Raw genomic sequence first — 23,515 nt, 5'->3', positions numbered from 1 at the left:
CCTCGACTCCCGCAGCCCGACTCCCGCCGGACCCTCGCCGTGCATACTTCTAAGGAAGAGGTGAGAGGCGGGTCCGGCCGCCGACAATCACCCGTTCGGATCCAGCAGGAAGTGTTCATGACGAAGCTGTCCGTAGTTGTCCCCTGCTTCAACGAAGAAGCCGTCATCGACAGCTTCGACGCGGAGATCCGGAGGGTTCTGGACGCCCTCCCCGTCGAGTACGAGGTCTGTTACGTCGACGACGGAAGCCGCGACGGCACCCTCGACAAGCTCCGGAAGATCGCCGCCGAGCACGGCGAGGAGACCCGCTACGTCTCCTTCAGCCGGAACTTCGGCAAGGAGGCCGGCATGCTCGCGGGCCTGCGCGAGGCCACGGGCGACGCCGTAGTGATCATGGATGCGGACCTCCAGCACCCGCCGGAGCTCATCGCCACCATGCTGGAGCACTACCGGCAGGGACACGACCAGATCATCGCCCGCCGCACGCGCGAGGGCGACAAGAAACTCCGCTCCGCCCTCAGCAGCCTCTACTACCGGGGCGTCAACCGCTGGGTCGACGTGGAGCTCACCGACGGCGTCGGCGACTTCCGCATGCTCTCGCGCCCGGCCGTGGACGCCCTGCTGTCGCTGCCGGAGTACAACCGCTTCTCCAAGGGGCTGTTCTCCTGGATCGGCTTCGACACCGTCCACTTCGACTACCGCAACGCGCAGCGCGAGGCCGGCGAGACGAAGTGGAAGTTCGGCGCCCTGCTGAACTACGGCATGGACGGCCTGATCTCCTTCAACAACAAGCCGCTGCGGGTCGGGATCTGGTTCGGCGTGTCGCTGGTCGCCCTGACCGGTCTGTACGCCCTGTGGATCACGATCATGGCGATCACCAACGGCGTGGAGTCCCCGGGATACGTCACGCTCGTGGCGATCATCACCGGGCTGGGCGGCGTACAGTTGATCATGCTGGGCCTGATCGGCGAGTACATCGGCCGCATCTACTACGAAGCCAAGCGCAGGCCGCACTTCCTGGTGAAGGAATCGCACGGAGCACAGCCGCTCCCGCGGACCGATGACCGGCCGGCGGCCCCGGTCGCAGAGCCTACGATCGTGGAGCGCAGCGCCCGATGAGCCGCAAGGACCAGCTCGGCCAGGTGTTCAGATTCGCCCTCGTGGGCGGAGTCAACACCGGCACCTTCTTCGTCGTCTACCTGCTCCTGCACCCGTGGATGCCGTACTTCGCCGCCTACTCGCTCGCCTTCGTGCTGGCGATGGTCGGCTCGTTCTTCATGAACACCTACTTCACCTATCGCACCCGGCCGACCTGGAAGAAGTTCTTCCTGTTCCCGCTGACGAACATCACCAACTTCGTGATCCAGTCCGTCGGCCTCTACGCGCTGGTGACCTGGGCCGGGATGGACACCCGGATCGCCCCGCTGGTCGCGGCGGTCGTGGCCATCCCGTTCACCTTCCTGCTCTCCCGCAAGATCCTCGTCCCAGGTGCCGCCCGGGCCGAGGAGGCCCCGCCCGTGGAGGCGGGGTCCTCGTCCAGGGTCTGAAACCCCCGAGCAGCCGCGCGCGCCCACCCCGTAGATTGAGACGGCAGGCATCTCGGCGACGTGCATTTCGCCGACGGGCATTTCGGCAAGGGGCAAGGGGACAGACGTGTCAGCGGCTAGGCAAGGTGTCGTGGACGCCCGCAGGATCGTGGTCAAGGTCGGCTCCTCCTCCCTGACCACCGCGGCCGGCGGACTCGACGCCGACCGGGTGGACGCGCTCGTCGACGTCCTCGCCAAGGCCCGCAGCGGAGGCGAGAAGGAGATCGTCCTCGTCTCCAGCGGAGCCATCGCCGCCGGGCTCTCCCCGCTCGGCCTGCGCCGCCGGCCCAAGGACCTGGCCCGGCAGCAGGCCGCCGCGAGCGTCGGCCAGGGCCTGCTCGTCGCCCGCTACACCGCCTCCTTCGCCCGGTACGGCGTCCGCGTCGGCCAGGTGCTCCTCACCACCGACGACACCAGCCGCCGCGCCCATTACCGCAACGCGTACCGCACCCTCGACCAGCTGCTCGCCATGGGCGCGCTCCCCGTCGTCAACGAGAACGACACCGTGGCCACGGACGAGATCCGCTTCGGCGACAACGACCGGCTGGCGGCCCTCGTCGCCCACCTCGTCCGCGCCGACCTCCTCGTGCTCCTCTCGGACGTGGACGGCCTCTACGACGGCGACCCGTCCCAGCCCGGCACCACGCGCATCGAAGAGGTCCGCGGGCCCGAGGACATCGCGCACGTCTCCATCGGCAGCGCCGGCAAGGCGGGCGTGGGCACCGGCGGCATGGTCACCAAGGTCGAGGCGGCCCGGATCGCGGCCGCCGCCGGGATCCCGGTGGTGCTGACCTCCGCGAGCCAGGCCGCCGACGCCCTCGCCGGACGGGGGACCGGCACGCTGTTCCACGCCACCGGGCGCCGCTCCGCGGACCGGCTGCTCTGGCTCCAGCACGCGTCGACCCCGCAGGGGCACCTGGTCCTGGACGACGGCGCCGTCCGCGCGGTCACCGAGCGCGGCAGCTCGCTGCTGCCCGCGGGGATCGCGGCGGTCGAAGGCGACTTCGTCGCCGGGGACCCGGTGGAGCTGCGTTCCGCGGACGGCCGAGCCGTGGCCCGGGGCCTGGTCAACTTCGACGCCAAGGAGCTCCCGCAGCTCCTCGGCCGCTCCACTCGCGAGCTCGCGCGGGAACTCGGACCCGCGTACGAGCGGGAGGTCGTCCACCGGGACGATCTGGTCCTGCTGGAGGGCTGAGGTTCGGCAAAAGCGGAGCGCGGCGGCCCGTGGACTGGTCAACTGTGGAGGGCGGGCGGACCCGCGTGGCGGAGACAGGAGGCGACTGGTGAGACGAGCGCTGACCAGCGTCGGTACAGGGGACGGTGAAGGCGGCGGTGGCGGGGAGGAGCAGGATCACGCATCGCGCCTGTGGCACGTGACCCTGAGCGTCTCCGGCAAGCCGGCCCCGCTGTCCGAGGTCCGGCGCGGGCTGGAGCAACTGGCCCACGACCATCCCTTCCTGCTGACCAGCCGGTACGCCGACGACCACGCGGAGATCCGCTACTGGGAAGAGGCCCGGGACCTCCACGACGCGGCGGCCGTCGCCCTGCGCCTGTGGGGCGAACACCGCTCCACGGCGCAGCTCCCGCCCTGGGAGATCGTCGGCCTGGAGGTCATCGACCGCGCCACCTACCACCAGCGCGTGGCGGAGGGCTACGGCCCGCCCCCGGCCCACCCGGTAGGCGTCCACCCGTACTAGCCCCGGTCCGGGACCCTCCAGCCCTCTGGGACCGTCCAGCCCTCTGGGACCGTCCAGCCCTTTGGGGCCGTCCAGCCGGTCCGGGACCATTCAGCCCGTCCGGCGCTTGAGGACCGGGGTCCGGGCGGAGCCCGGCCGGGGGTCCCCCCGGACGGCCGGCGCCCACCGTCTCGGGGGATGGAACCCCAGCGGCGGGGTACCGCCGGGGGATTACCCTGGGCGGCATGACCTCGCTCGATGCCGCCACCGCCACCTCGCCCGTCCTCGCCACCGCGCAGCGGTCCCGTACCGCCGCCGCGGCGATCGCCCCACTCCCGCGGTCCGCCAAGGACACCGCCCTGCTGGCGATCGCGGACGCGCTGGAGGCCCGTACGGCCGAGATCATCGCGGCCAACGCCGTGGACACGGACAAGGCCCGCGCCGCCGGTACCAGCGAGACCGTCATCGACCGCCTCACCCTGACCCCGGAGCGGGTCGCCGCCATCGCCTCCGACGTCCGCGACGTCGCCGCCCTCCCCGACCCCGTCGGCGAGGTCGTCCGCGGCAGCACCCTCCCCAACGGCATCGACCTCCGGCAGATCCGCGTCCCGCTCGGCGTCGTCGGCATCATCTACGAGGCCCGCCCCAACGTCACCGTCGACGCCGCCGCCCTCTGCCTCAAGTCCGGCAACGCGGTGCTGCTGCGCGGCAGTTCCTCCGCCTACTCCTCCAACACCGCGCTCGTCGCCATCCTGCGGGACGCCGTCGTGAGCGCCGGCCTGCCCGCCGACGCGATCCAGCTCGTCCCCGGCGAGTCGCGCGACTCCGTCCGCGAGCTGATGCGCGCCCGCGGCCTCGTCGACGTGCTCATCCCGCGCGGCGGTGCCTCCCTCATCAAGACCGTGGTCGAGGAATCCACCGTCCCGGTCATCGAGACCGGTACCGGCAACTGCCACGTGTACGTCGACGCCCGGGCCGACCTGGACATGGCGGTGGACATCCTCATCAACTCCAAGGCCCAGCGGCCCTCCGTCTGCAACTCCGCCGAGACCCTCCTCGTGCACCGCGACATCGCCGACGCCTTCCTGCCGCGCGCCCTCGACGCGCTCGCCGACGCCGGCGTCACCGTGCACGGCGACGCCCGGGTCCTCGCCGCCGCCGAGGGCGGCAAGGTCACCGCGCTGCCCGCCACGGACGAGGACTGGGCCGCCGAGTACCTGTCCTACGACATCGCCGCCGCGGTCGTGGACTCCCTCGACGACGCCGTCACCCACATCCGCCGCTGGACCTCCGGTCACACCGAGGCGATCGTCACCACCTCGCAGGCCGCTGCGCGCCGCTTCACCCAGCTGGTCGACTCGACCACGGTCGCCGTGAATGCATCCACTCGGTTCACGGACGGTGGCCAGTTCGGCTTCGGCGCGGAGATCGGTATCTCCACCCAGAAGCTGCACGCCAGGGGCCCGATGGGCCTTCCCGAGCTGACCTCCACCAAGTACATCGTCACCGGCGACGGTCACGTTCGGTAGTGAGACCTCGAGCACGGCGTGGCCGGAATTCGGCGCACACCCTGCCCAAGGAGGCCCCCCAGGTCTAGGCTGGTCCTGTGCCGGACGACGTGGGGGGCAAGCCGTTCCCGGACGACGGGGAGCCCGACGACGACCGCGGAGGCGCGGAGTACGACTTCGCCTCCGTGGTGTTCGACGAGGACTTCGTCCGGAACGCCGAGATCCGTGAACCGAGCGCCGCCGAGCGCCAGCGGGCGGCCGACCGAGCGCGCGCGGAGGCCGAAGCCGCCCGTGCCGTGGCCGGCGGCTGGACGGGCGACGACGACTACGACAGCTACGGATACGGCCATCCCGACGGGTACGACGACGACCACGGCTGGGACCACGACCGCGGCTACGGGTACCCGGACGGCCCGTACGGGGCCTACGGCGGCAGCCTGCGCCCCTACCGCGGCCGCGCACCCTGGCTGCGTCCCGTCGCCTGGGTGCTCGCCTTCGTGATGGGCCTCGGCATGGTCGCGCTCGCCTTCAGCGCCGTCTACCGCAGTGCCTCGGGCGAGGCGGACCCCGCCCCGGCCCCCGCCAGCACCCCCAGGGGTGAAGTCACCGGTGTCGGCGCGTTTACGTACCCCTCCGTTCGCCAACCCTGAAGGTACGACCCCACTCGCATACGCCGGAGCTGGGGGCTTCTCTGTAGCGGGGACAGCGGGGAGAAGCGATGGCCGTGCCAGGAGATCCACCCAACAGCACCCCCGAGGGCATGGGCGGGGGCGACGACGACTTCCGGTCCGACGACTTCCGTTCGGACGAGTACCGGTCCGTGGTGTTCGACGAGGACTTCGTCCGGGCTGCCCGGCTCCAGGAGTACTCCGCCCAGGAACGCATGGGCGAACACGCCCGTGCGGTGCGCAGCCGGTCCATCTGGTCCGGCGGCGGCTCCGCGTCCCGGACCGGCACCCCCGGCCGGGGCGCACGGCAGGGCATGCTGCTCGTGCTGCTCATCGCCACGGCCTTCGCCTTCGCCGTCTACATGGGGCTGCGCAACCCCTACGTGCCCCCGTCCGGGGGACCCGCCCAGGCACTCAGCAGCACCGTGGTCCCGCTCGCGCCGACCAGTGACGTGCCCGGCGGGCGCCCCACCGAGCTGTACGCGAAGAGCCCCGCCGCCGACTACCGGGTCGGAGCGGCCGGCATCACCCTGCCCGCCGTGCGCCGCACGCACCACTTCACCGACGCCCAGGTCGTCGCCGCGCTGTCCATCGCCAAGGACTACCTGGTGCAGTCCTCGCTCGACCCCGACATCCTCGCCGGAGCGGCCTCCCGCCCGGTGCGCGTCCTGCTCGACCCCGACCAGCTGGCGCAGTTCGACCGCAGCATGACCTCGCCCTCCGGCGACGGCCGCCACGCGGCCACCGGCTGGCTGGTCCGCTTCGACCAGGCCACCGCCGTCGTGGCCGACTCCCGGGTCCGGGTGAGCGGCACGCTCGCCTTCGAGGAGGTGGCCCCGGACATGCTGGAGGTCACCACCGACCACACCTTCGTGTACGCCGTACGGCCCGCCACCGGATCCCCGGCCGCTGCCGACGGCGCCTCGCTCTTCACCGTCCGGCGCGAGCTGCGGCTGCGCTTCGACCGGGAGGACCTGACGGCCCGGCGGCTGGAGCTGGCCTCGGCCTATGTGATGGCCGGGCCGCAGGACTGCTCCGCCGACCCGGCCGGAGCCTTCCACCCGCTCCTGGCCGGAGCAGGCCCGACCACGGTCGGCCCGGCCCCGAGCGACCCGTACGCCAGCGGCCAACCGCGGCGCACGGCCGGGCTGTGCGGTGTCCTGGCCTCGCCCGAGACCCAGGCCGTGACCCCGTCCGCACCGCCGCCCCCGCCCCCGCAGTCCGCCCCCGTCAGCCCTGCTCCGTAGGCCCTGCCTTGTCCTGCGGGGCGGTGCCGGCCCCGGCGCCCGTGAACTTGTCACGGAGCTTGCCACCCACGTCGGCCGCCCCGCCCGCGAGGTCACCGACGAACTTGAACAGCGGGTCCTTGCTGGTGCGCACCGAATCGGCGTAGTGCGCGGCGGACTGGCGGAAGGAGTCGGTCACCGAGGTGTCCTTGTCCTCGTCCCGCCGCGGGTAGTGGCCGTCCATGATCCGCTGGTGGTCGCGGCTCTCCGCCCACTTCTTCAGCTCGGCCGCCCGCACCGTGGTGAAGGGGTGCGTGCGGGGCAGCAGATTCAGGATCTTCAGCACGGAGTCGCGCAGATCGCCGCTCGACTCGTACTCCTCGGCCTGGGCCAGGAAGGCGTCCACGTTCATCTCGTGGAGGTGGTTGCCACCCGCGATCTTCATCAGCCCCCGCATCGAGGCCTGCACGTCCTGTCCCACCAGCAGCCCGGCCCGGTCGGCCGAGAGCTCCGACTTGCGGAACCACTCCCGCAGCGCGGTCACGATCGTCATGATCGCCACATTGCCCAGCGGGATCCACGCGATCTTCAGCGCCAGGTTGGTCAGGAACAGCAGGATCGTGCGGTAGACGGCGTGCCCCGACAGCGCGTGGCCCACCTCGTGGCCCACCACCGCGCGCATCTCCTCCTCGTCGAGCAGCTCGACGAGGCCCGTGGTCACCACGATGATCGGCTCGTCCAGCCCGATGCACATGGCGTTCGGCTTCGGGTCCTGCTGCACGTACATCTGCGGGACCTTCTCCAGGTCCAGGATGTAGCAGGCGTCGCGCAGCATCGCGTACAGGTGCGGGAACTGCGTCTCGCCCACCCGCACCGACTCCGACAGGAACATCAGCCGCAGGCTCCGCTCCGGAAGCAGCCCGCTCAGCGCCTTGAACACCGTGTCGAAGCCGCTCAGCTTGCGCAGTGCCACCAGCGCGGAGCGGTCCGCCGGATGCTCGTACGCCCGCGACGAGATGCCGGGGAACCGCCTGCGGTCCCGCGCCGGTACTTTCTCGAACCCTGTTTCCGTCATAGCGCCCTCCCCTGGATGAACTGCTCGTCCCTGCGTCTATCCTCTCCAACGCCTGAGTCGGCGTGAGCGTGCCCCAGGCCCCCGCATACGATGTGAGCGAAGTCTCCGCCCGCTCCCCGACTCGATAGGTATCTGCCTGATGAGCCTCTCCACCACCGCCCACAACCTGGTCGTCCTCGCCTCGGAGGGGGCCGAGCACGGCGGCAACCACGACAGCCTGAACCCGTACCTGACCGGCGGCGGTGCCTTCGTCATCCTGATCCTGATGCTCTGGGTCACCACGCGCCTGAACCGCGACCGCTGAACCGGCCGGACCCGCTGAACCCGACGAGAACGACGCGTCCCCCGGGCCAGTAGGCTCTGCGCTCATGGGAGAGCAGGAGATGCCTACCGGTCCGGTCAAGCGCCGGCTCGGCGTGATGGGCGGGACATTCGACCCGATCCATCACGGACACCTGGTGGCCGCCAGCGAGGTGGCCGCCCTTTTCCACCTCGACGAGGTGATGTTCGTGCCGACCGGCGAGCCGTGGCAGAAGTCGCAGCGGGCCGTCTCGCCGGCCGAGGACCGCTATCTGATGACGGTCATCGCCACGGCCTCGAACCCGCAGTTCTCGGTGAGCCGCATCGACATCGACCGCGGCGGGCCGACCTACACCATCGACACCCTGCGGGACCTGAAGGCGCAGAACGACGACGCCGACCTGTTCTTCATCACCGGTGCCGACGCGCTCGCACAGATCCTGACCTGGCGCAACGCCGAAGAGCTCTTCTCGCTCTCCCACTTCATCGGAGTCACCCGGCCGGGCCACGTGCTCACCGACGACGGGCTCCCCGAGGGCGGCGTCTCCCTGGTGGAGGTGCCCGCGCTCGCGATCTCGTCCACCGACTGCCGTGCGAGGGTGGCCCAGGGGGATCCTGTCTGGTATTTGGTGCCGGACGGCGTCGTGCGCTACATCGACAAGCGTGAGCTGTACCGGGGAGCCTGAGCTTCCGGAGAGAGGGGCCCCGCGGTGAACGACCGACAGGATCCGTACGACCCGTATGCCGCCCAGGAGCAGCAGCTCGTCGGCTACGACGCGTACGGGCGGCCGGTGTACGGCCAGGTGCCCGCGCAGCCCGCCCAGCCCGCTCCGGCCGCCCCGCAGCAGTACGGGCAGCCGTACGAGCAGCAGCAGTACGGCTACGACTACCAGGGCTACGGCCAGCAGCAGCCGCAACAGCAGCAGCCGTACTACCCGCAGCAGCAGTCGCAGCAGCCGGCCGCCCAGGAGTACGGGCAGCAGGAGTACACCCAGGCGCCCGCCTACGGGTACGACACGCAGCAGACCCAGCAGTGGATCCCGCAGCAGACCGCCCCGGAGCCCCCGGCCCCCGCCGAACGGCAGGCCCCCCAGGTCCCCGAGCCGCGCCGGCCGGACGCCGAAGAGGGCGGTGCGCGGGGCGACCAGCGCGACCGCGGCCACGACGGCGAGCCCGACCGAGAGCCCGGGGCGGACCGGGACTACCGCACCGAGATGTTCGCCTTCATCGACCAGCCGGACGAGGACTCCGAGGACGTCATCGACTGGCTCAAATTCACCGAGAGCCGCACCGAACGCCGCGAGGAGGCCCGCCGCCGCGGCCGCAACCGGGTGGTGGCGCTGATCGTCGTCCTCGCCCTGTTCGTCGTCGGCGGACTCGGCTACCTCTGGTACGCGGGCAAGCTGCCCTTCCTCGACGGCCCCGGCGAGAAGAAGACCGCGGCGACCGCCGACGCCGCCGCGCAGAAGCGCGACATCATCGTCGTCCACCTGCACAACACCAAGAAGGGCGGCACCTCCTCGGCGCTGCTCGTCGACAACGTCACCACCAAGAAGGGCGCCACCGTCCTGCTCCCGAACGCCCTGGCCGTCACCGGCCAGGAGGGGACGCCGACGGGGCTCGGCAAGTCGGTCGAGGAAGGCGGCCTCGGCACCCGCGAGGCCCTCGACTCCGTGCTCGGCACCCACATCGGCGGCACCTGGCGCCTGGACACCCCCTTCCTGGAGAACCTGGTCGAGCTGGTCGGCGGCATCGAGGTCGACACCGACACCGCGGTCCCGGCCGACGACGCGGCCAAGACCCCGGCCGTGGCCCAGGGCCAGAAGCAGAGCCTGAGCGGCTCGATGGCCGTGGCCTACGCCACGTACCGCGGACAGGGCGAACCGGAGGCCAAGCAGCTGGAACGCGTGGGCAAGGTGCTCCAGGCGGTGCTGCGCAAGGTCCCGAGCGACCCGAAGGCGGCGGCCGTGACCGTCGAGAGCATCGGCCAGATCCTCGATCCGGCCCTGAACGCGCAGACCCTCGGGGCCCTGCTGTCCCGGCTCGGCGCGCACGCCAAGGTGGGCGCGTACCGCACGGACGTCCTCGCGGTGAAGGCGGACGGCACGCTCACGGACGACGCGAACAAGACGGTCGTCAAGGAGGTGCTGGGCGGCTCCGGCGCCGCGGCGCAGCCCGGTGCGACCCCCCGCGTCGGCCTCAAGGACGCCACCGGCGACGAGAAGGCGCAGGTCGCGGCGAAGGCGGCGCTGATGAACGGCGGCTACACCTTCGTCGACGGCGGCAAGGCCGACAAGACGGCGGCCACCTCGCAGATCACCTACCAGGACGACGCGCAGCGGGACCGCGCGATCGAGGTCGCCAAGACGCTGGGACTGCCCGAGACGGCCGTGAAGAAGGCCGAGAACGTGGTGAACGCGGAGATCGTGGTGATCCTGGGCAAGGACTACAAGGCGTCCTGACCAGCTCCTGGCCAGCTCCCGACCAGGCTCCGGAGCGCCCCCGAGGGAGGCATTCGCCCGCGCGCGACGCTGCGCGCGGGCGGTGTCGGCGGTACATGAGACCCTTGTAAGGATCTGCCCGCCAACCCGAAAGCATGGCCAGTGACCGCCACGGACCGCTCCATCGAGCTCATCACCGCCGCCGCCCAGGCCGCGGCCGACCGGCTCGCGCACGACATCATCGCGTACGACGTCAGCGACGTGCTGTCGATCACCGACGCCTTCCTGCTCGCCTCGGCGCCCAACGACCGCCAGGTCAAGTCGATCGTCGACGAGATCGAGGAGCGCCTGCTCAAGGAGCTCGGCGCCAAGCCGGTGCGCCGCGAGGGCGACCGCGACGCCCGCTGGATCCTGCTCGACTACGTCGACATCGTCGTCCACGTCCAGCACAGCGAGGAGCGTGTCTTCTACGCGCTGGAGCGCCTGTGGAAGGACTGCCCCGAGATCGAGCTCCCCGAGGACGCCAAGCTCACCATCGGCAAGGCCGAGGAGCACGCCAAGCTGCGCGAGGCGGCGGGCGACGACGAACTGGACGGTGATCTGTTCTGAGCACGACCACCTCGGGCAAGTCCGGCAGGAAGATCGTCCTCTGGCGGCACGGCCAGACCTCGTGGAACCTGGAGCGCCGCTTCCAGGGCTCCACGGACATCGAGCTGACCGAGGCGGGTGTGGCGCAGGCGCGCCGCTCCGCGCGGTTGCTCGCCTCGCTGAAGCCGGATGCCATCGTGGCCTCCGACCTGCGGCGCGCCTCCGCCACGGCTGCCGAGCTGGCGGCCCTGACGGGGCTGACGGTGGCGCACGACGCCGCGCTGCGCGAGACGTACGCCGGCGAATGGCAGGGCCTCACGCACGACGAGATCCTCGAGAAGTACGGCGAGCAGTACGCGGCGTGGAAGCGCGGCGAACCGGTCCGCCGCGGCGGCGGTGAGCTGGAGACCGAGGTCGCCGACCGCGCCGCGCCGGTGGTGCTGGAACACGTCGGCCGGCTGCCGGGGTCCGGCACCCTCGTCGTGGTCAGCCACGGCGGCACCATCCGTACGACGATCGGGCGCCTGCTGGGCCTGAACGCGTCCGACTGGGAGGGCCTCGGCGGGCTCTCCAACTGCTGCTGGTCCGTCCTCGGCGAGGGCGCGCGCGGCTGGCGGCTGCTGGAGCACAACGCCGGCACGCTGCCGGAACCGGTGCTCGGCGACGACGACTGAGCGGCCTTCTGCCGCTCCCCGGCGGGGCTTCCACCCGGATTTCACTTTCCGGCTGGTCACAGGCTAGAGTTCTTCTTGTTCGCAGCGCAGAACACCGGAGACGGGGGGAGCGCCGCGGAGAGCGGGGCTATAGCTCAGTTGGTAGAGCGCCTGCATGGCATGCAGGAGGTCAGGAGTTCAATTCTCCTTAGCTCCACAATCAGGATCCCGTCCCCAACAGGGGGCGGGATCCTTGCTTTTGTACCCTTTGCGTTTGCTGACCTCGCCCGCACCGGCATGGCAGAATCGTGACCGCCGGAGGGGGAGACGACGGCCCGACGCGGGAGGGAGTCGCTGACGGATGGGTGCACACCGGCGCCGGTGCGACTGGTGCAACAACGGCACGCCGATCGTGCGGGACATGGACCCGGTCAACCCCGACTACCAGTACTGGTGCGAGGAATGCGCTCGGGCGCTGATCATAAAAGGCGACCCGATCGAGACGTACCGTGAGCTGGAAGGGGAGCCGATCTACGGGCGGCTGCTCGACGAGCACTGCACGCTCAAGCGGTTCTACCAGTTCGCTCGGGCGTGACGAACTGGCTCAAATCGGACATGGTCTCTGGTTGGTGGAAACCGATTTTTGGACCAGGGCCATGACCGTGTAATGTTTGGGACGTCGCCAAGGGGAACCGGCAAGGGAAACCGAAGCGGCAAGCACAACAAGGGGCTATAGCTCAGTTGGTAGAGCGCCTGCATGGCATGCAGGAGGTCAGGAGTTCAATTCTCCTTAGCTCCACAGTGAAGAAGCGGGCCACCCGGATCGGGTGGCCCGCTTCTCGTCGTGCCGCCGTACCCCTGTGTGCCGTGTCGACGGGTGGAACGGCCGAGCGTCGGGAGGGGCCGCTGCGGTACCCTGACGCCATGCGTGCCGTACGCCTTCTGCTTACCGAGCCGCGCTGATCAGCGCCGACCCACGAGAGGTCGGCATCGGCGCGGCGTCCCCTCCTGTGCGAGGGGTTTTTTCGTTTGGGCAGGCAGAGACGGCGAAGACGATCGATGGAGCTTCAGAAATCATGAGCGAGACGAACACCCCGGCCCCCGAGGCGGCCGAGGCGCACCGCTACACGGCTGCCATGGCCGCCGACATCGAGGCACGCTGGCAGGACGTCTGGGACGCGCAGGGCACGTACGAGGCCCCGAACCCGACCGGTGACCTGGCCGGTGACCCCGCGGTGGTCGCACGGCCCAAGAAGTTCATCATGGACATGTTCCCGTACCCCTCCGGTGCGGGCCTGCACGTCGGACACCCGCTCGGGTACATCGCCACCGACGTCTTCGCCCGTCACCAGCGGATGACCGGCCACAACGTCCTGCACACCCTGGGCTTCGACGCCTTCGGCCTGCCGGCGGAGCAGTACGCCGTGCAGACCGGCACGCACCCGCGCGTCTCGACCGAGGCCAACATCGAGAACATGAAGGTCCAGCTGCGCCGGCTGGGCCTGGGCCACGACAAGCGCCGGTCGTTCGCCACGATCGACCCGGACTACTACAAGTGGACCCAGTGGATCTTCCTGCAGATCTACAACTCCTGGTACGACGCCGACGCGAAGAAGGCCCGGCCGATCACCGAGCTGGTCGCCGCCTTCGAGGACGGCTCCCGTGAGGTTCCCGGCGGCCGCGCCTGGGCCGCTCTGACCGCGGCCGAGCGGGCCGACGTACTGAACGAGTACCGGCTGGCGTACTCCTCGGACGCGCCCGTGAACTGGTGCCCCGGGCTGGGCACCGTACTGGCCAACGAGGAGGTCACCGCCGACGGCCGGTCCGAGCGCGGCAACTTCCCCGTCTTCAAGTCCCGGCTGAGCCAGTGGAACATGCGGATCACCGCCTACGCCGACCGGCTGATCGACGACCTGGACGCGCTGGACTGGCCCGAGGCCATCAAGCTGCAGCAGCGGAACTGGATCGGCCGCAGCGAGGGCGCGCGCGTCGACTTCGCGCTGGGCGACGAGGCCATCACCGTCTTCACCACCCGTCCGGACACCCTGTTCGGCGCCACCTACATGGTGCTGGCGCCCGAGCACCCGCTGGTGGAGAAGTTCATCCCGGCCGCCTGGCCCGAGGGCACCCACGAGGTGTGGACCGGCGGGCACGCCACGCCGGCGGAGGCCGTCAGCGCCTACCGCAAGCAGGCCGCCGCGAAGTCGGACGTCGAGCGGCAGGCCGAGGCCAAGGACAAGACCGGTGTCTTCACCGGCGAGTACGCGGTCAACCCGGTCAGCGGTGACAAGGTCCCCGTCTTCATCGCCGACTACGTGCTGATGGGCTACGGCACCGGCGCGATCATGGCCGTCCCGGCGCACGACGGCCGCGACTTCGAGTTCGCGCGCGCCTTCGAGCTGCCGATGCGCTGCGTCGTGGAGCCCTCGGACGGGCGCGGCACCGACCCCGCCGAGTGGGACGACGCCTTCGTCTCCTACGACGCGAAGCTGGTCAACTCGACGGGCGAGGGCATCGCCCTGGACGGCCTGGGCGTCGTCGAGGCGAAGGCCGCGATCACCGACTGGCTGGCCGAGCGCGGCATCGGCGAGGGGACGGTCAACTTCCGGCTGCGCGACTGGCTGTTCAGCCGCCAGCGCTACTGGGGCGAGCCCTTCCCGATCGTCTACGACGAGGACGGCGTCGCGCACCCGCTGCCCGAGTCGATGCTGCCCCTGGAGCTGCCGGAGGTCGAGGACTACTCCCCGCGCACCTTCGAGCCGGACGACGCCACCTCCAAGCCGGAGACCCCCCTGTCGCGCAACGGCGAGTGGGTCAACGTGGAGCTGGACCTGGGCGACGGCCGGGGCGTGCGCTCCTTCCGCCGCGAGACCAACACCATGCCCAACTGGGCCGGTTCCTGCTGGTACGAGCTGCGCTACCTGGACCCGAACAACGCCTCGGCCCTGGTGGACCCGGAGATCGAGCAGTACTGGATGGGCCCGCGCGAGGGCGCACCGCACGGTGGTGTCGACCTGTACGTGGGCGGCGCCGAGCACGCGGTGCTGCACCTGCTGTACGCCCGCTTCTGGTCGAAGGTGCTGTTCGACCTGGGCCACGTCTCCTCGGCGGAGCCGTTCCACAAGCTCTTCAACCAGGGCATGATCCAGGCGTACGCGTACACCGACGCGCGCGGTGTCTACGTGCCCGCGGCCGAGGTCGAGGAGCGCGACGGCGGCTACTTCCACCAGGGCCAGCCGGTCAAGCGTGAGCACGGCAAGATGGGCAAGTCCCTGAAGAACGCCGTCACGCCGGACGAGATCTGCGAGGAGTACGGGGCGGACACGCTGCGCCTGTACGAGATGGCGATGGGCCCGCTGGACGTCTCCCGTCCGTGGGACACCCGGGCCGTGGTGGGCCAGTACCGGCTGCTGCAGCGGCTGTGGCGCAACATCGTGGACGAGGAGACCGGTGCGGTCACCGTCGTGGACGGTGAGCCGGACGAGGCGACCCTGCGCGCGCTGCACAAGGCGATCGACGGGGCCGGCTCGGACCTGACCGGGCTGCGCTTCAACACCGCCATCGCGAAGATCACCGAGCTGAACAACGCCCTGACCAAGGCCGGCCGCCCGCTGGAGCGCTCGGTGGCCGAGGCCCTGGTGCTGCTGGTCGCCCCGCTGGCCCCGCACATCGCGGAGGAGCTGTGGCACCGCCTGGGTCACAGCGAGTCGGTGGTCCACCAGGACTTCCCGGTGGCGGACCCGGCGTACGTCGTGGACGAGAGCGTGACGTGCGTGGTGCAGGTCAAGGGCAAGGTCAAGGCGCGGCTGGAGGTGCCGCCGACGATCTCCGACGCGGACCTGGAGCAGCTGGCCGTGACCGATGAGGGCGTCGTGGCGGCGCTGGGCGGCGCGGAGATCCGCAAGGTGATCGTGCGCGCGCCGAAGCTGGTGAACATCGTCATCTGAGGGCGCGCCCCCGCATAGGGGGGATCCCGTACGGGCAGGTTGGGGGTTCGATTGGAACCCCTGGCCTGCCCGTGGCGTTTACCGTGGAGGGGACGGAAACGAGCCGTCGGGGTACTGGGGAAGGGATGCTCATGGAGGCCGCGTTGATCATCTTCGCGCTGATGGTGCTTTTCACCTTCCTGGGGTTGGGTGTGTACGCGACCGTCAAGGTGGTGCAGGCGACCAAGCGCGGCGTGGACCGGACCATCACGCAGGCGCGGCGGACCGTGGAGGACACCACCCTGCGCGCCAAGAGCTTCGGCCAGGTCGGGGTCACGGGGGCGCTGGCGCAGCTGCGGCTCGACCTGCGGACCTCGATGCGCGCCACGGAGCAGGCACTGCAGGACGGGGTCCGGGCGGACGCCTCGCTGCACGAGTCGATCGCGCTGTTCGAGCGGCTGAGCGCGCACGGGCGCGAGCTCGACGACGAGCTGAAGCGGCTGGAGCAGGACCCCGACCGCGGGCGGATCGCGGAGCGCCTGCCGGACCTGCGGGAGCGCACGGGCAAGATCAAGCAGGCCGCGGACTCGCTGCGGTGGGCCGCGCGGGACCGGGCCCAGCGCTTCGCGCAGGACGACCTGTCCACGCTGTCGGCGCAGATCGAGGTCGAGTCCGACGCGCTGCGGGACTGGCAGCGGGAGCCGGCGGACGACCTCGCGGCGGCGGCCGCGGCGTGGGACGCGGCGCAGGCGAACGGGGCCGCGGCGGGTCCGGCGCAGGCTCCGGGGAACGCTGCGGGACAGCCCGCTGCGGCGGCGAGCCCGGCGCGGGGCGCGGACCAGCCGCAGGCCCTGAACCCGGCCGCTCCGGCGCCGCAGTACCCCTGGCAGAAGGCGCGCCGACCGGAGAGCACCACCTGAGGCGCCCCGCCACGAGGGCTCGTACCGGGGCTGGTCCCGGGGCCCGTCCCGTATGCTCTCGCCGCCCTGGGACCACCCGCCGACGGTCGCGTCGTGGGGCCAGGCTGCCGTCATGCCCCCACGGGCGGTAACCTCCGGCTCATGTCCCGCCATGTCGCCATCGTCACCGATTCCACGGCCTACCTGCCCCGACCGGCCATGGCGCGGCACGGAATCACCGCCGTCCCGCTCACCGTGGTGCTCGGCGGCGAGGCGCTCGAGGAAGGCACCGAGATCTCGGCGCGCAGCCTGGCCCTGGCCCTGCAGAAGCGCCGCTCGGTCACCACCTCGCGCCCCAGCCCGGAGGAGTTCGTCCGGGCCTACCGGGCGGCCGCGGACGCCGGGGCGACCGGCATCGTCAGCCTGCACCTGTCCGCCGAGCTGTCCGGCACCTACGACGCCGCCGCGCTCGCCGCGAAGACGGCACCCGTACCGGTGCGCGTCGTGGACACCGGCATGATCGCGATGGCTCTGGGCTTCTGCGCGCTCGCCGCGGCCGAGGTGGCCGAGGCGGGTGGGTCCGTGGACGAGGCCGTGGCGGCCGCCGAGAAGCGTGCCGCGGACATGGCCGCGTACTTCTACGTCGACACCCTCGACTACCTCCGCCGCGGCGGCCGGATCGGGGCCGCGCAGGCCCTCCTGGGGTCGGCCCTGGCGGTGAAGCCCCTGCTGACGCTGGACGGCGGGCGGATCGAGATGCTGGAGAAGGTCCGTACGTCGTCCAAGGCCATCGCCCGCCTGGAAGAGCTGGCCGTCGAGCGCGCCGGGTCCGCCGACGTCGACGTGGCGGTCCACCACCTGGCGGCTCCGGAGCGGGCGGAGAAGCTCGCCGAGCGGCTGCGTGAGCGCATCCCCGGGCTGGTCGAGCTGCACGTCAGCGAGGTCGGCGCGGTGATCGGTGCGCACACCGGCCCTGGGCTGCTGGCGGCGGTCGTCTCGCCCCGCTGATCACCGGAACGGGTGGCGCGGTTTTCCACAACGGAGCTTTTTTCCACCGGAATTGAGTGATCCGAACCGGGGGCGGGATCGGCCTCTACGGTCGTGGCATGACTCTTCGAACGCGTGCTTCGCATCCGTCGGGCGCCACGGCCGGCCCGGGCCGCCCCCGTCGCTCCGACAGCCGTATTTCCGACGGCCGACGCTCCGACGGCCGCCTCCGGCATCGTCGTACGGTGCGGCGTGGCCGGCGGGTTCCTCATCCGGAGCCGGGCGCGGTGCGCCGACGGGCCGAGGCCTTGCTGGGCGGCAGCAGTCCGCCGCATGCCCCGGCCCCGCCGCCCCGAGTGCTCCAGGCGCTCCAGACGCCGCGCGAGGCCCCGGACGGGCCGGATGTCCGGGCACCGTCCGATGAGGCGTCCGGGCTGCCCTCAGGGGCTGCGTGGAGGCCGGCCGTGCGGGAGCGGCTGCCGCTGTGGCTGCAGGAGCGCTGCGAGGTGCGGCCGCGTGCGGTGGCCGCCGTCGGGGTGGTGCTGCTCGCCGCGGTCGGCTTCGCCGGGCAGCAGTACTGGTCGGCCCGGCCGCGGGCGGTGACCGTGCCCGCGGTGCTCGCTCCGGGAGCCGTCCCGGCGGCGGCCACCGCATCGGCGGGGGCTCCGGCCGCGGGTGTGGGAGCCGGTGGGGCCGCCGGGGCCGCGCGGATCGTCGTCGACGTCAGCGGCAAGGTCCGGGATCCCGGGGTGCGGCGGCTGCCCGCCGGTTCGCGGGTGGAGGACGCGTTGGCCGCCGCCGGTGGAGTGCGTCCCGGCACCGACACGACCGGGCTGAACCGGGCCCGCGTGCTGGTGGACGGCGAGCAGGTGGTCGTCGGCGCCCCGGCACAGCCGCCACCGGCCGCCGGGGCGGGCGGCGGCTCCGGTCCTGGTTCAGGCCTTGGTCCCGGCCCGCTGAGTCTGGGTTCGGCCACGGTCGCCCAGCTCGACGGCCTGCCGGGGGTCGGGCCGGTACTGGCGCAGCACATCGTCGACTTCCGTACCGCCCGCGGCGGCTTCCGCTCCGTGGAGGAGCTCCGCCAGGTCGACGGCATCGGTGAGCGGCGCTTCGCCGACCTGCGCACGCTGGTGCGGCCGTGAACCGCCCGGCGGGACCGGTCCCGCCGGACCTCCGCCTCGTGGTGCCCGCCGCGGCCGCCTGGGCGGCGGCCGCCGTCGCCCTGGACATGCCCGTCCACCGGACCGCCCTCGGGGTGGGCCTGGCGATGGTCTGCGCGGGCGTGCTGATGCTGGGTGCGTGCCGGCGTCCGGGGCCGCTGTGGCGGCTCGCGCCGATCGCGGCGGCCGCCCTGCTGTGCGGAGCCGCCGGCGCCGGGGTGGCCGGACTCCAGCGGGCCGAGGCCCGGGCCGGGCCGGTGACCGGGCTGGCCCATGAGCACGCCCGCGTCCTCGCGGAGTTCACGGTCGGCTCCGACCCGAAGGCCGCCCGGAGCGTGAGCGGGCCGCCGGTGGTGGTGCTGGACGCGGTGGTGACCCGGGTGACCGGGCCCGACGGGGCGAGCACCCGGGTGGAGACCCCGGTGCGGGTGCTGGCCGGGCATCCGGGATGGGCCCGGCTGCAGCCTTCCACCCGGGTGGCGGCGGTCGCCCGGCTGGCCCCGGCGCGCGGCGGGGAGCGGGCCGTGGCGCTGCTCCGCCCGGCCGGTGACAGCCCGCCCGGGGTGACCGGCGGCCCGGACACCGTCCAGCGGATCGCGGGGCGGCTGCGAGCCGGGCTGCGCGAGGCCACCGAGGGGCTCGCGCCGGATGCCAGGGCCCTGCTGCCGGGGCTGGTCGTCGGGGACACGTCCAGGGTGCCGCCCGATCTGCACGAGGCCTTCCGGGCCACCGACCTGCTGCACCTGCTGGCCGTCTCCGGGTCCAACCTGACCGTGGTGCTGTTCCTGCTCATCGGGCCCCCGGCCCGGGCGCAGCGGGCCGAACGGCGCGGGCTGGCACCCCGGCTCGGCCTCTCGCTGCGGGTGACCGCCCTGTGCGGGGCGGCCCTGACCCTGGCCTTCGTGGTGGTGTGCCGGCCGGAGCCCAGCGTGCTGCGGGCCGCTGCCTGCGGGGCGGTCACCCTGCTGGCCATCGCCACCGGGCGGCGCAGGTCGTTGATCCCGGCCCTGGGCGCGGCCGTGCTGCTGCTGGTGCTGTACGACCCGTGGCTGGCCCGCAGCCCCGGCTTCCTGCTCTCCGTGGTGGCCACCGGGGCGCTGCTCACCCTCGCTCCCCGCTGGAGCGACGCCCTGCGGCGCCGTGGGGCGGGGCCGCGGCTCGCCGAGGCGCTGGGGGCCGCGGCGGCCGCACAGGCGGTGTGCGCGCCCGTGGTGGCCGTGCTCGCCGCCCGGGTCAGCCTGGTGGCGGTGCCGTGCAACCTCCTGGCCGAGCTGGCGGCCGGTCCCGCGACGGTGCTCGGCTTCGCCGCGCTCGCGGCGGCTCCGGTGTGGATGCCCGCCGCGGAGCTGCTCGCCCGGTGCGCGGGGGTGCCGGCGGGGTGGATCGCGGGCGTGGCCCGGGCCGGGGCCCGGTTTCCGGGCGCGGAGCTGCCGTGGCCGGGCGGGCTCACCGGCGGCGTCCTGCTGGCCGCCGCCACCCTGGCCGTCGCCGTCATCGCCGGTGCCCGGTTCCGCGGGCGCGGGTGGCTCTGTTCCGCCCTGGCGGTGCTGCTGCTCCTGGCCGTACTGCGGCCGCCGCAGCTCACCCGTACGCTCTCCGGCTGGCCGCCGCCCGACTGGAGCTACGTCCAGTGCGCCGTGGGGCAGGGAGACGCCGCCGTGCTCTCCGTCGGCCCGGGGGAAGCCCTGGTGGTGGACGCCGGCCCGGAGCCCGGACCGGTGGACGAGTGTCTGCGCGCCCTGGGCGTGCACCGCGTGCCGCTGCTCCTGCTGACGCATTTTCACGCCGACCATGTGGGAGGCCTGTCCGGGGTGCTGCGGGGCCGGTCCGTGGGTGTGATCCAGGCCACCGCACTCGAAGATCCGCCGGGGCAGGCCGAGTTCGTCCGGCGGACCGCGGCGGCCGCCGGTGTGCCGATCGTGAAGGCGGTGCAGGGCGAGCGGCGCCGGGCCGGGGCGTTCGAGTGGCAGGTGCTCTGGCCGCCGCCGGCCGGACCGCCGCCCGAGGGGCCCAACGACGCGAGCGTCGCCCTGCTGGTGCGCGGCGCGGGGCTGACCCTGCTCCTGCTCGGCGACCTCGAACCTCCCGCGCAGCAGGGCCTCTTGAGGGCCCATCCCGACCTCGGTCCGGTGGACGTCCTCAAGGTCGCCCATCACGGTTCCGCGCACCAGGACCCGGAGCTGTACGCCCGGATCCGGCCACGGCTCGCGCTCGTTCCCGTCGGTGCGGGCAACCGCTACGGACACCCCGCGCCGCGTACGCTCGCCCGGTTGCGGGAGTTGGGTGCGACCGTGCTGCGCACCGACACCGACGGCTCGATCGCCGTCGCCGGAAGTGGAGTTGGGCTACGGTCATTTCCGGCCAACCGGCGGCGGAATCGGCGCGGCCATACCGGGCGCGACCACTCTGTTTGCCCACAACCCGACAGCATGATCGAATGCGTCTTCGCCAGAACGGTCCAAGTCCACACAGCACGGGGGTGCATCAGTCATGTTCGGTCGCCGACGGGGGATGGAGACGGCCGGGAGTTCCAGCCCATCCACATCCGCGACACTGACGCTGCCGCCGACGGCGCGTCTGCTCAGCTGCCGGGTCCTCGACACCGTCCACCGACCGGTCCGGCAGGCCGCGTTCGAGGTGACCGACCCGATCGGCCGCCGCATCGTCAGCGGCGAGACCGACCCGTACGGCGGCTTCGCCGTGGCTGTCCCGGAAGGGGAGTACCGGCTCTCCGTGACCGCGGAGGGGTACGCGCCCTTCCACGGGGTGACGCTCGTGGGGGACCCGGGGCAGCCCGGCACCGCGGAGATCATCCTCGACACGGTGGAGCCGCCGCTGCTGCCGCAGCCCGGCCACTGGGAGCTCGACCCGACGCACTCGTCCATCGGGTTCACGGCCCAGCACATCGGCCTGGCCCGGATCCGCGGCCGGTTCACCACGTTCGCCGGGGCGGTACGGATCGCCGAGCGCATGGAGGACTCCTCCATGCACGTGATCATCGATGCGGCGAGCATCGACACCGGGTTGCGGCTGCGCGACGACCACCTGAGGTCGGGGGACTTCCTGGACGCGGTCCGCCATCCCACGGTGGAGTTCTACAGCGAGCGCTTCATCCACCGCAGCGGCAGCGGCTGGACCGTCGCCGGGGCGCTGACCCTCCACGGGGTGAGCCGGTCCGTGACCCTGGACACCCAGTACCTGGGCCTGGGCACGGGCCTGGAGGGCGAGCTCCGGGCGGCCTGCCGGGCCACCACCGAGCTGCACCGCGAGGACTTCACCCTGAACTGGCAGTCGATGCTGGCGCACGGGATCGCGGCCATCGGGTCGAGCGTGGAAGTGACGCTGGACGTCCAGGCCGTGCGCAAGGCCTGACGCGCACGTCCCCTACGGGGCTTCCAGCCAGCCCTCGTACTCGGCGGCGAGGTCGTCCAGCGAGGTGGTGTCGAGCCGTTCGCGCGGGTCCTCGACGACCACCAGCCACTGGGCGTCCTCGGCGTCGTCCTCGCCGGCCAGCGCGTCGCGCACCAACTGCGGCTCCTCCGGGAGGCCGAAGCGGTCGACGGCCTCCTGGGCCACCTCCTCGGCGGCGTCGCGGTCGGGCAGGACGAGTACATGTCGCACATTCACGCGACCATTCTCGGGCACGCGGGGCGGAGGGCTGTCGGTGCGGCGTGGGATGCTGGAGCCGATGGCCACCAGGAAGAACTCCACCGACGATCCGCTTGCCCCGCTCACCCTCGCGGTGGGGCAGGAGGAGCTGCTGCTCGACCGCGCCGTGCGCGAGGTGGTGGCGGCCGCACGCGCCGCCGACGCCGACACGGACGTCCGCGACCTCGCCTCCGAGCAGCTCCAGCCCGGCACGCTCGCCGAGCTGACGAGCCCCTCGCTCTTCTCCGAGCGCAAGGTGCTGGTCGTGCGCAACGCCCACGACCTGTCCGCCGACTCGGTCAAGGAGGTCAAGGCCTACCTCGCCGCGCCCTACGAGGAGATCATCCTGGTCCTCCTCCACGCGGGCGGGGTCAAGGGCAAGGGCCTGCTGGACGCGGCCCGCAAGGCGGGCGCGCGGGAGATCGCCTGCCCGAAGATGACGAAGGCCGCTGACCGGCTGTCGTTCGTGCGGGGCGAATTCCGCACGCTCGGCCGGTCGGCGACCCCGGAGGCCTGCCAGAACCTGGTGGACGCGATCGGCAGCGACCTGCGGGAGCTGGCGAGCGCCGCCGCGCAGCTGTGCGCCGACGTCGAGGGCACCATCGACGAGGCCGTCGTCGCCCGCTACTACACCGGCCGGGCCGAGGCCTCCAGCTTCACGGTCGCCGACCGGGCGGTCGAGGGGCGTGCGGCCGAGGCCCTGGAGGCCCTGCGCTGGTCCCTGTCCACCGGGGTGGCGCCGGTCCTGATCACCAGTGCCCTCGCCCAGGCGGTCCGTGCGATCGGCAAGCTCGCCTCCGCCCCGCGCGGAGCCCGCCCCGGCGACCTCGCCCGGGACCTCGGCATGCCGCCGTGGAAGATCGACCGGGTCCGCCAGCAGATGCGCGGCTGGTCGGCGGACGGGGTCTCGGACGCCCTGCGCGCCGTGGCCGCCGCCGACGCCGGGGTCAAGGGCGGCGGCGACGATCCCGAGTACGCCCTGGAGAAGGCCGTCGTCGCGGTGGCCCGCGCGGCCCGCCCCCAGCGCCGGTAGGAGCGTCAAGATCCTCGGCGCCCCGGACGTTCCCGGCCGCGCGCCGTCCTGTGGACCGACGCGCTGACCGCCGAGGCGGCCTGGAGCGCGGTGCGCACCCCGGCCCGCGGGATCCTCGTCCGCACCGCGTGCGCCGCCTCG

The 23,515-nt window shown here is 72.4% G+C and carries 21 protein-coding genes, 2 tRNA genes and 1 pseudogene; 22 read left to right on the top strand and 2 right to left on the bottom strand.

The features are described from left to right. Nucleotides 1–117 precede the first annotated feature (117 nt). From JYK04_RS16025 to JYK04_RS15995, 7 genes are all read left to right on the top strand, one after another. The gene (locus JYK04_RS16025; protein ID WP_229875231.1) at nt 118–1,119 is read left to right on the top strand and encodes a glycosyltransferase family 2 protein; all 1,002 of its coding nucleotides are present in this window, start codon (nt 118–120) and stop codon (nt 1,117–1,119) included. Next, on the top strand, nt 1,116–1,547 hold the full coding sequence (locus tag JYK04_RS16020) for a GtrA family protein (RefSeq protein WP_189736909.1): 432 nt from the start codon (nt 1,116–1,118) through the stop codon (nt 1,545–1,547). The genes JYK04_RS16025 and JYK04_RS16020 overlap by 4 nt, the downstream gene beginning before the upstream one ends. A 106-nt stretch (nt 1,548–1,653) precedes the next feature. Then, nucleotides 1,654–2,781 carry a glutamate 5-kinase gene (gene proB / locus JYK04_RS16015; RefSeq protein ID WP_030008620.1) on the top strand — a complete coding sequence of 376 codons (1,128 nt, stop codon included), beginning with the start codon at nt 1,654–1,656 and terminating at the stop codon, nt 2,779–2,781. 34 nt (nt 2,782–2,815) lie between these two features. Next, the gene (locus JYK04_RS16010; RefSeq protein WP_189737484.1) at nt 2,816–3,283 is read left to right on the top strand and encodes a hypothetical protein; all 468 of its coding nucleotides are present in this window, start codon (nt 2,816–2,818) and stop codon (nt 3,281–3,283) included. Between the two features lie 224 nt (nt 3,284–3,507). Beyond that, nucleotides 3,508–4,791: a glutamate-5-semialdehyde dehydrogenase gene (locus JYK04_RS16005; RefSeq protein ID WP_189736907.1), complete on the top strand. Its 1,284-nt coding sequence runs from the start codon at nt 3,508–3,510 to the stop codon at nt 4,789–4,791. A gap of 77 nt (nt 4,792–4,868) precedes the next feature. Next, the gene (locus JYK04_RS16000) at nt 4,869–5,420 is read left to right on the top strand and encodes an SCO2584 family spore wall biosynthesis protein (protein ID WP_189736905.1); all 552 of its coding nucleotides are present in this window, start codon (nt 4,869–4,871) and stop codon (nt 5,418–5,420) included. A gap of 68 nt (nt 5,421–5,488) precedes the next feature. Then, nucleotides 5,489–6,685 (top strand): SCO2583 family membrane protein, encoded by a 1,197-nt coding sequence (locus JYK04_RS15995; protein ID WP_189736903.1) that lies wholly within the window; start codon nt 5,489–5,491, stop codon nt 6,683–6,685. On the opposite strand, the gene JYK04_RS15990 is transcribed toward JYK04_RS15995, so the two are convergent. Further along, nucleotides 6,669–7,739, bottom strand: coding sequence for a M48 family metallopeptidase (locus JYK04_RS15990; RefSeq protein ID WP_189736901.1), 1,071 nt, complete (start codon nt 7,737–7,739; stop codon nt 6,669–6,671). The two genes, JYK04_RS15995 and JYK04_RS15990, sit on opposite strands and share 17 nt — an antisense overlap. Before the next feature lie 139 nt (nt 7,740–7,878). Between JYK04_RS15990 and JYK04_RS15985 the strand changes: the two genes are divergently transcribed. The 14 genes and pseudogenes from JYK04_RS15985 (at nt 7,879) to JYK04_RS15920 (ending at nt 22,065) form a co-directional block, all read left to right on the top strand. Next, nucleotides 7,879–8,043, top strand: a complete 165-nt coding sequence (locus tag JYK04_RS15985) for a hypothetical protein (protein WP_189736899.1) — start codon at nt 7,879–7,881, stop codon at nt 8,041–8,043. A gap of 64 nt (nt 8,044–8,107) precedes the next feature. Continuing rightward, a complete protein-coding gene (gene nadD / locus JYK04_RS15980; protein WP_030008626.1) occupies nt 8,108–8,725 on the top strand; it encodes a nicotinate-nucleotide adenylyltransferase in 618 nt (205 codons plus the stop codon). A gap of 24 nt (nt 8,726–8,749) precedes the next feature. Beyond that, complete coding sequence (locus JYK04_RS15975; RefSeq protein ID WP_189736897.1) at nt 8,750–10,501, top strand: LCP family protein; 1,752 nt, start codon at nt 8,750–8,752, stop codon at nt 10,499–10,501. 141 nt (nt 10,502–10,642) lie between these two features. Continuing rightward, complete coding sequence (gene rsfS, locus JYK04_RS15970) at nt 10,643–11,089, top strand: ribosome silencing factor (protein WP_030008628.1); 447 nt, start codon at nt 10,643–10,645, stop codon at nt 11,087–11,089. Then, a complete protein-coding gene (locus JYK04_RS15965; RefSeq protein ID WP_189737480.1) occupies nt 11,086–11,742 on the top strand; it encodes a histidine phosphatase family protein in 657 nt (218 codons plus the stop codon). The genes rsfS and JYK04_RS15965 overlap by 4 nt, the downstream gene beginning before the upstream one ends. 123 nt (nt 11,743–11,865) lie before the next feature. Then, a tRNA-Ala gene (locus JYK04_RS15960) sits at nt 11,866–11,938 on the top strand. A gap of 144 nt (nt 11,939–12,082) precedes the next feature. Continuing rightward, entirely contained in the window at nt 12,083–12,316 is a 234-nt protein-coding gene (locus JYK04_RS15955; protein WP_008738908.1) for a hypothetical protein, read from the top strand. Nucleotides 12,317–12,447: 131 nt separating this feature from the next. Next, a tRNA-Ala gene (locus JYK04_RS15950) sits at nt 12,448–12,520 on the top strand. Nucleotides 12,521–12,797: 277 nt separating this feature from the next. Further along, on the top strand, nt 12,798–15,668 hold the full coding sequence (gene leuS / locus JYK04_RS15945; protein WP_189736895.1) for a leucine--tRNA ligase: 2,871 nt from the start codon (nt 12,798–12,800) through the stop codon (nt 15,666–15,668). 131 nt (nt 15,669–15,799) lie between these two features. Then, nucleotides 15,800–16,567, top strand: a complete 768-nt coding sequence (locus tag JYK04_RS15940; protein ID WP_189736893.1) for a hypothetical protein — start codon at nt 15,800–15,802, stop codon at nt 16,565–16,567. Between the two features lie 141 nt (nt 16,568–16,708). Then, a complete protein-coding gene (locus JYK04_RS15935; protein WP_189736891.1) occupies nt 16,709–17,554 on the top strand; it encodes a DegV family protein in 846 nt (281 codons plus the stop codon). Between the two features lie 443 nt (nt 17,555–17,997). Then, nucleotides 17,998–18,675, top strand: a complete 678-nt coding sequence (locus JYK04_RS15930; RefSeq protein ID WP_308431033.1) for a ComEA family DNA-binding protein — start codon at nt 17,998–18,000, stop codon at nt 18,673–18,675. Nucleotides 18,676–18,821: 146 nt separating this feature from the next. After that, nucleotides 18,822–21,047: pseudogene (locus tag JYK04_RS15925) on the top strand (ComEC/Rec2 family competence protein); the annotation flags it as partial. Nucleotides 21,048–21,183: 136 nt separating this feature from the next. After that, nucleotides 21,184–22,065: a YceI family protein gene (locus tag JYK04_RS15920; protein ID WP_189736887.1), complete on the top strand. Its 882-nt coding sequence runs from the start codon at nt 21,184–21,186 to the stop codon at nt 22,063–22,065. Nucleotides 22,066–22,077: 12 nt separating this feature from the next. Here the strand turns inward: JYK04_RS15920 and JYK04_RS15915 are convergent, their stop codons facing one another. After that, a complete protein-coding gene (locus tag JYK04_RS15915) occupies nt 22,078–22,320 on the bottom strand; it encodes a hypothetical protein (RefSeq protein ID WP_030010254.1) in 243 nt (80 codons plus the stop codon). A gap of 61 nt (nt 22,321–22,381) precedes the next feature. Here JYK04_RS15915 and holA point away from each other — a divergent pair, with 61 nt between their 5' ends. Further along, complete coding sequence (gene holA, locus JYK04_RS15910; protein ID WP_189736885.1) at nt 22,382–23,374, top strand: DNA polymerase III subunit delta; 993 nt, start codon at nt 22,382–22,384, stop codon at nt 23,372–23,374. The last annotated feature ends 141 nt before the right edge of the window (nt 23,375–23,515 follow it).

Source organism: Streptomyces nojiriensis (assembly GCF_017639205.1).
GTDB classification, from domain to species: Bacteria; Actinomycetota; Actinomycetes; order Streptomycetales; family Streptomycetaceae; genus Streptomyces; species Streptomyces nojiriensis.
The sequence above is the reverse complement of the archived record's forward strand: the minus strand, read 5'-3'. Positions and strand labels throughout refer to the sequence as shown.

What these genes read in the sequence shown, in the direction of transcription:
- JYK04_RS16025 (WP_229875231.1), top strand. Translation starts at nt 118, where the DNA reads ATGACGAAGCTGTCCGTAGTTGTCCCCTGCTTCAACGAAGAAGCCGTC.
- JYK04_RS16020 (WP_189736909.1), top strand. Translation starts at nt 1,116, where the DNA reads ATGAGCCGCAAGGACCAGCTCGGCCAGGTGTTCAGATTCGCCCTCGTG.
- JYK04_RS16005 (WP_189736907.1), top strand. Translation starts at nt 3,508, where the DNA reads ATGACCTCGCTCGATGCCGCCACCGCCACCTCGCCCGTCCTCGCCACC.
- JYK04_RS15995 (WP_189736903.1), top strand. Translation starts at nt 5,489, where the DNA reads ATGGCCGTGCCAGGAGATCCACCCAACAGCACCCCCGAGGGCATGGGC.
- JYK04_RS15990 (WP_189736901.1), bottom strand. Translation starts at nt 7,739, where the DNA reads ATGACGGAAACAGGGTTCGAGAAAGTACCGGCGCGGGACCGCAGGCGG.
- JYK04_RS15985 (WP_189736899.1), top strand. Translation starts at nt 7,879, where the DNA reads ATGAGCCTCTCCACCACCGCCCACAACCTGGTCGTCCTCGCCTCGGAG.
- nadD (WP_030008626.1), top strand. Translation starts at nt 8,108, where the DNA reads ATGGGAGAGCAGGAGATGCCTACCGGTCCGGTCAAGCGCCGGCTCGGC.
- JYK04_RS15955 (WP_008738908.1), top strand. Translation starts at nt 12,083, where the DNA reads ATGGGTGCACACCGGCGCCGGTGCGACTGGTGCAACAACGGCACGCCG.
- leuS (WP_189736895.1), top strand. Translation starts at nt 12,798, where the DNA reads ATGAGCGAGACGAACACCCCGGCCCCCGAGGCGGCCGAGGCGCACCGC.
- JYK04_RS15940 (WP_189736893.1), top strand. Translation starts at nt 15,800, where the DNA reads ATGGAGGCCGCGTTGATCATCTTCGCGCTGATGGTGCTTTTCACCTTC.
- JYK04_RS15935 (WP_189736891.1), top strand. Translation starts at nt 16,709, where the DNA reads ATGTCCCGCCATGTCGCCATCGTCACCGATTCCACGGCCTACCTGCCC.
- JYK04_RS15920 (WP_189736887.1), top strand. Translation starts at nt 21,184, where the DNA reads ATGTTCGGTCGCCGACGGGGGATGGAGACGGCCGGGAGTTCCAGCCCA.
- holA (WP_189736885.1), top strand. Translation starts at nt 22,382, where the DNA reads ATGGCCACCAGGAAGAACTCCACCGACGATCCGCTTGCCCCGCTCACC.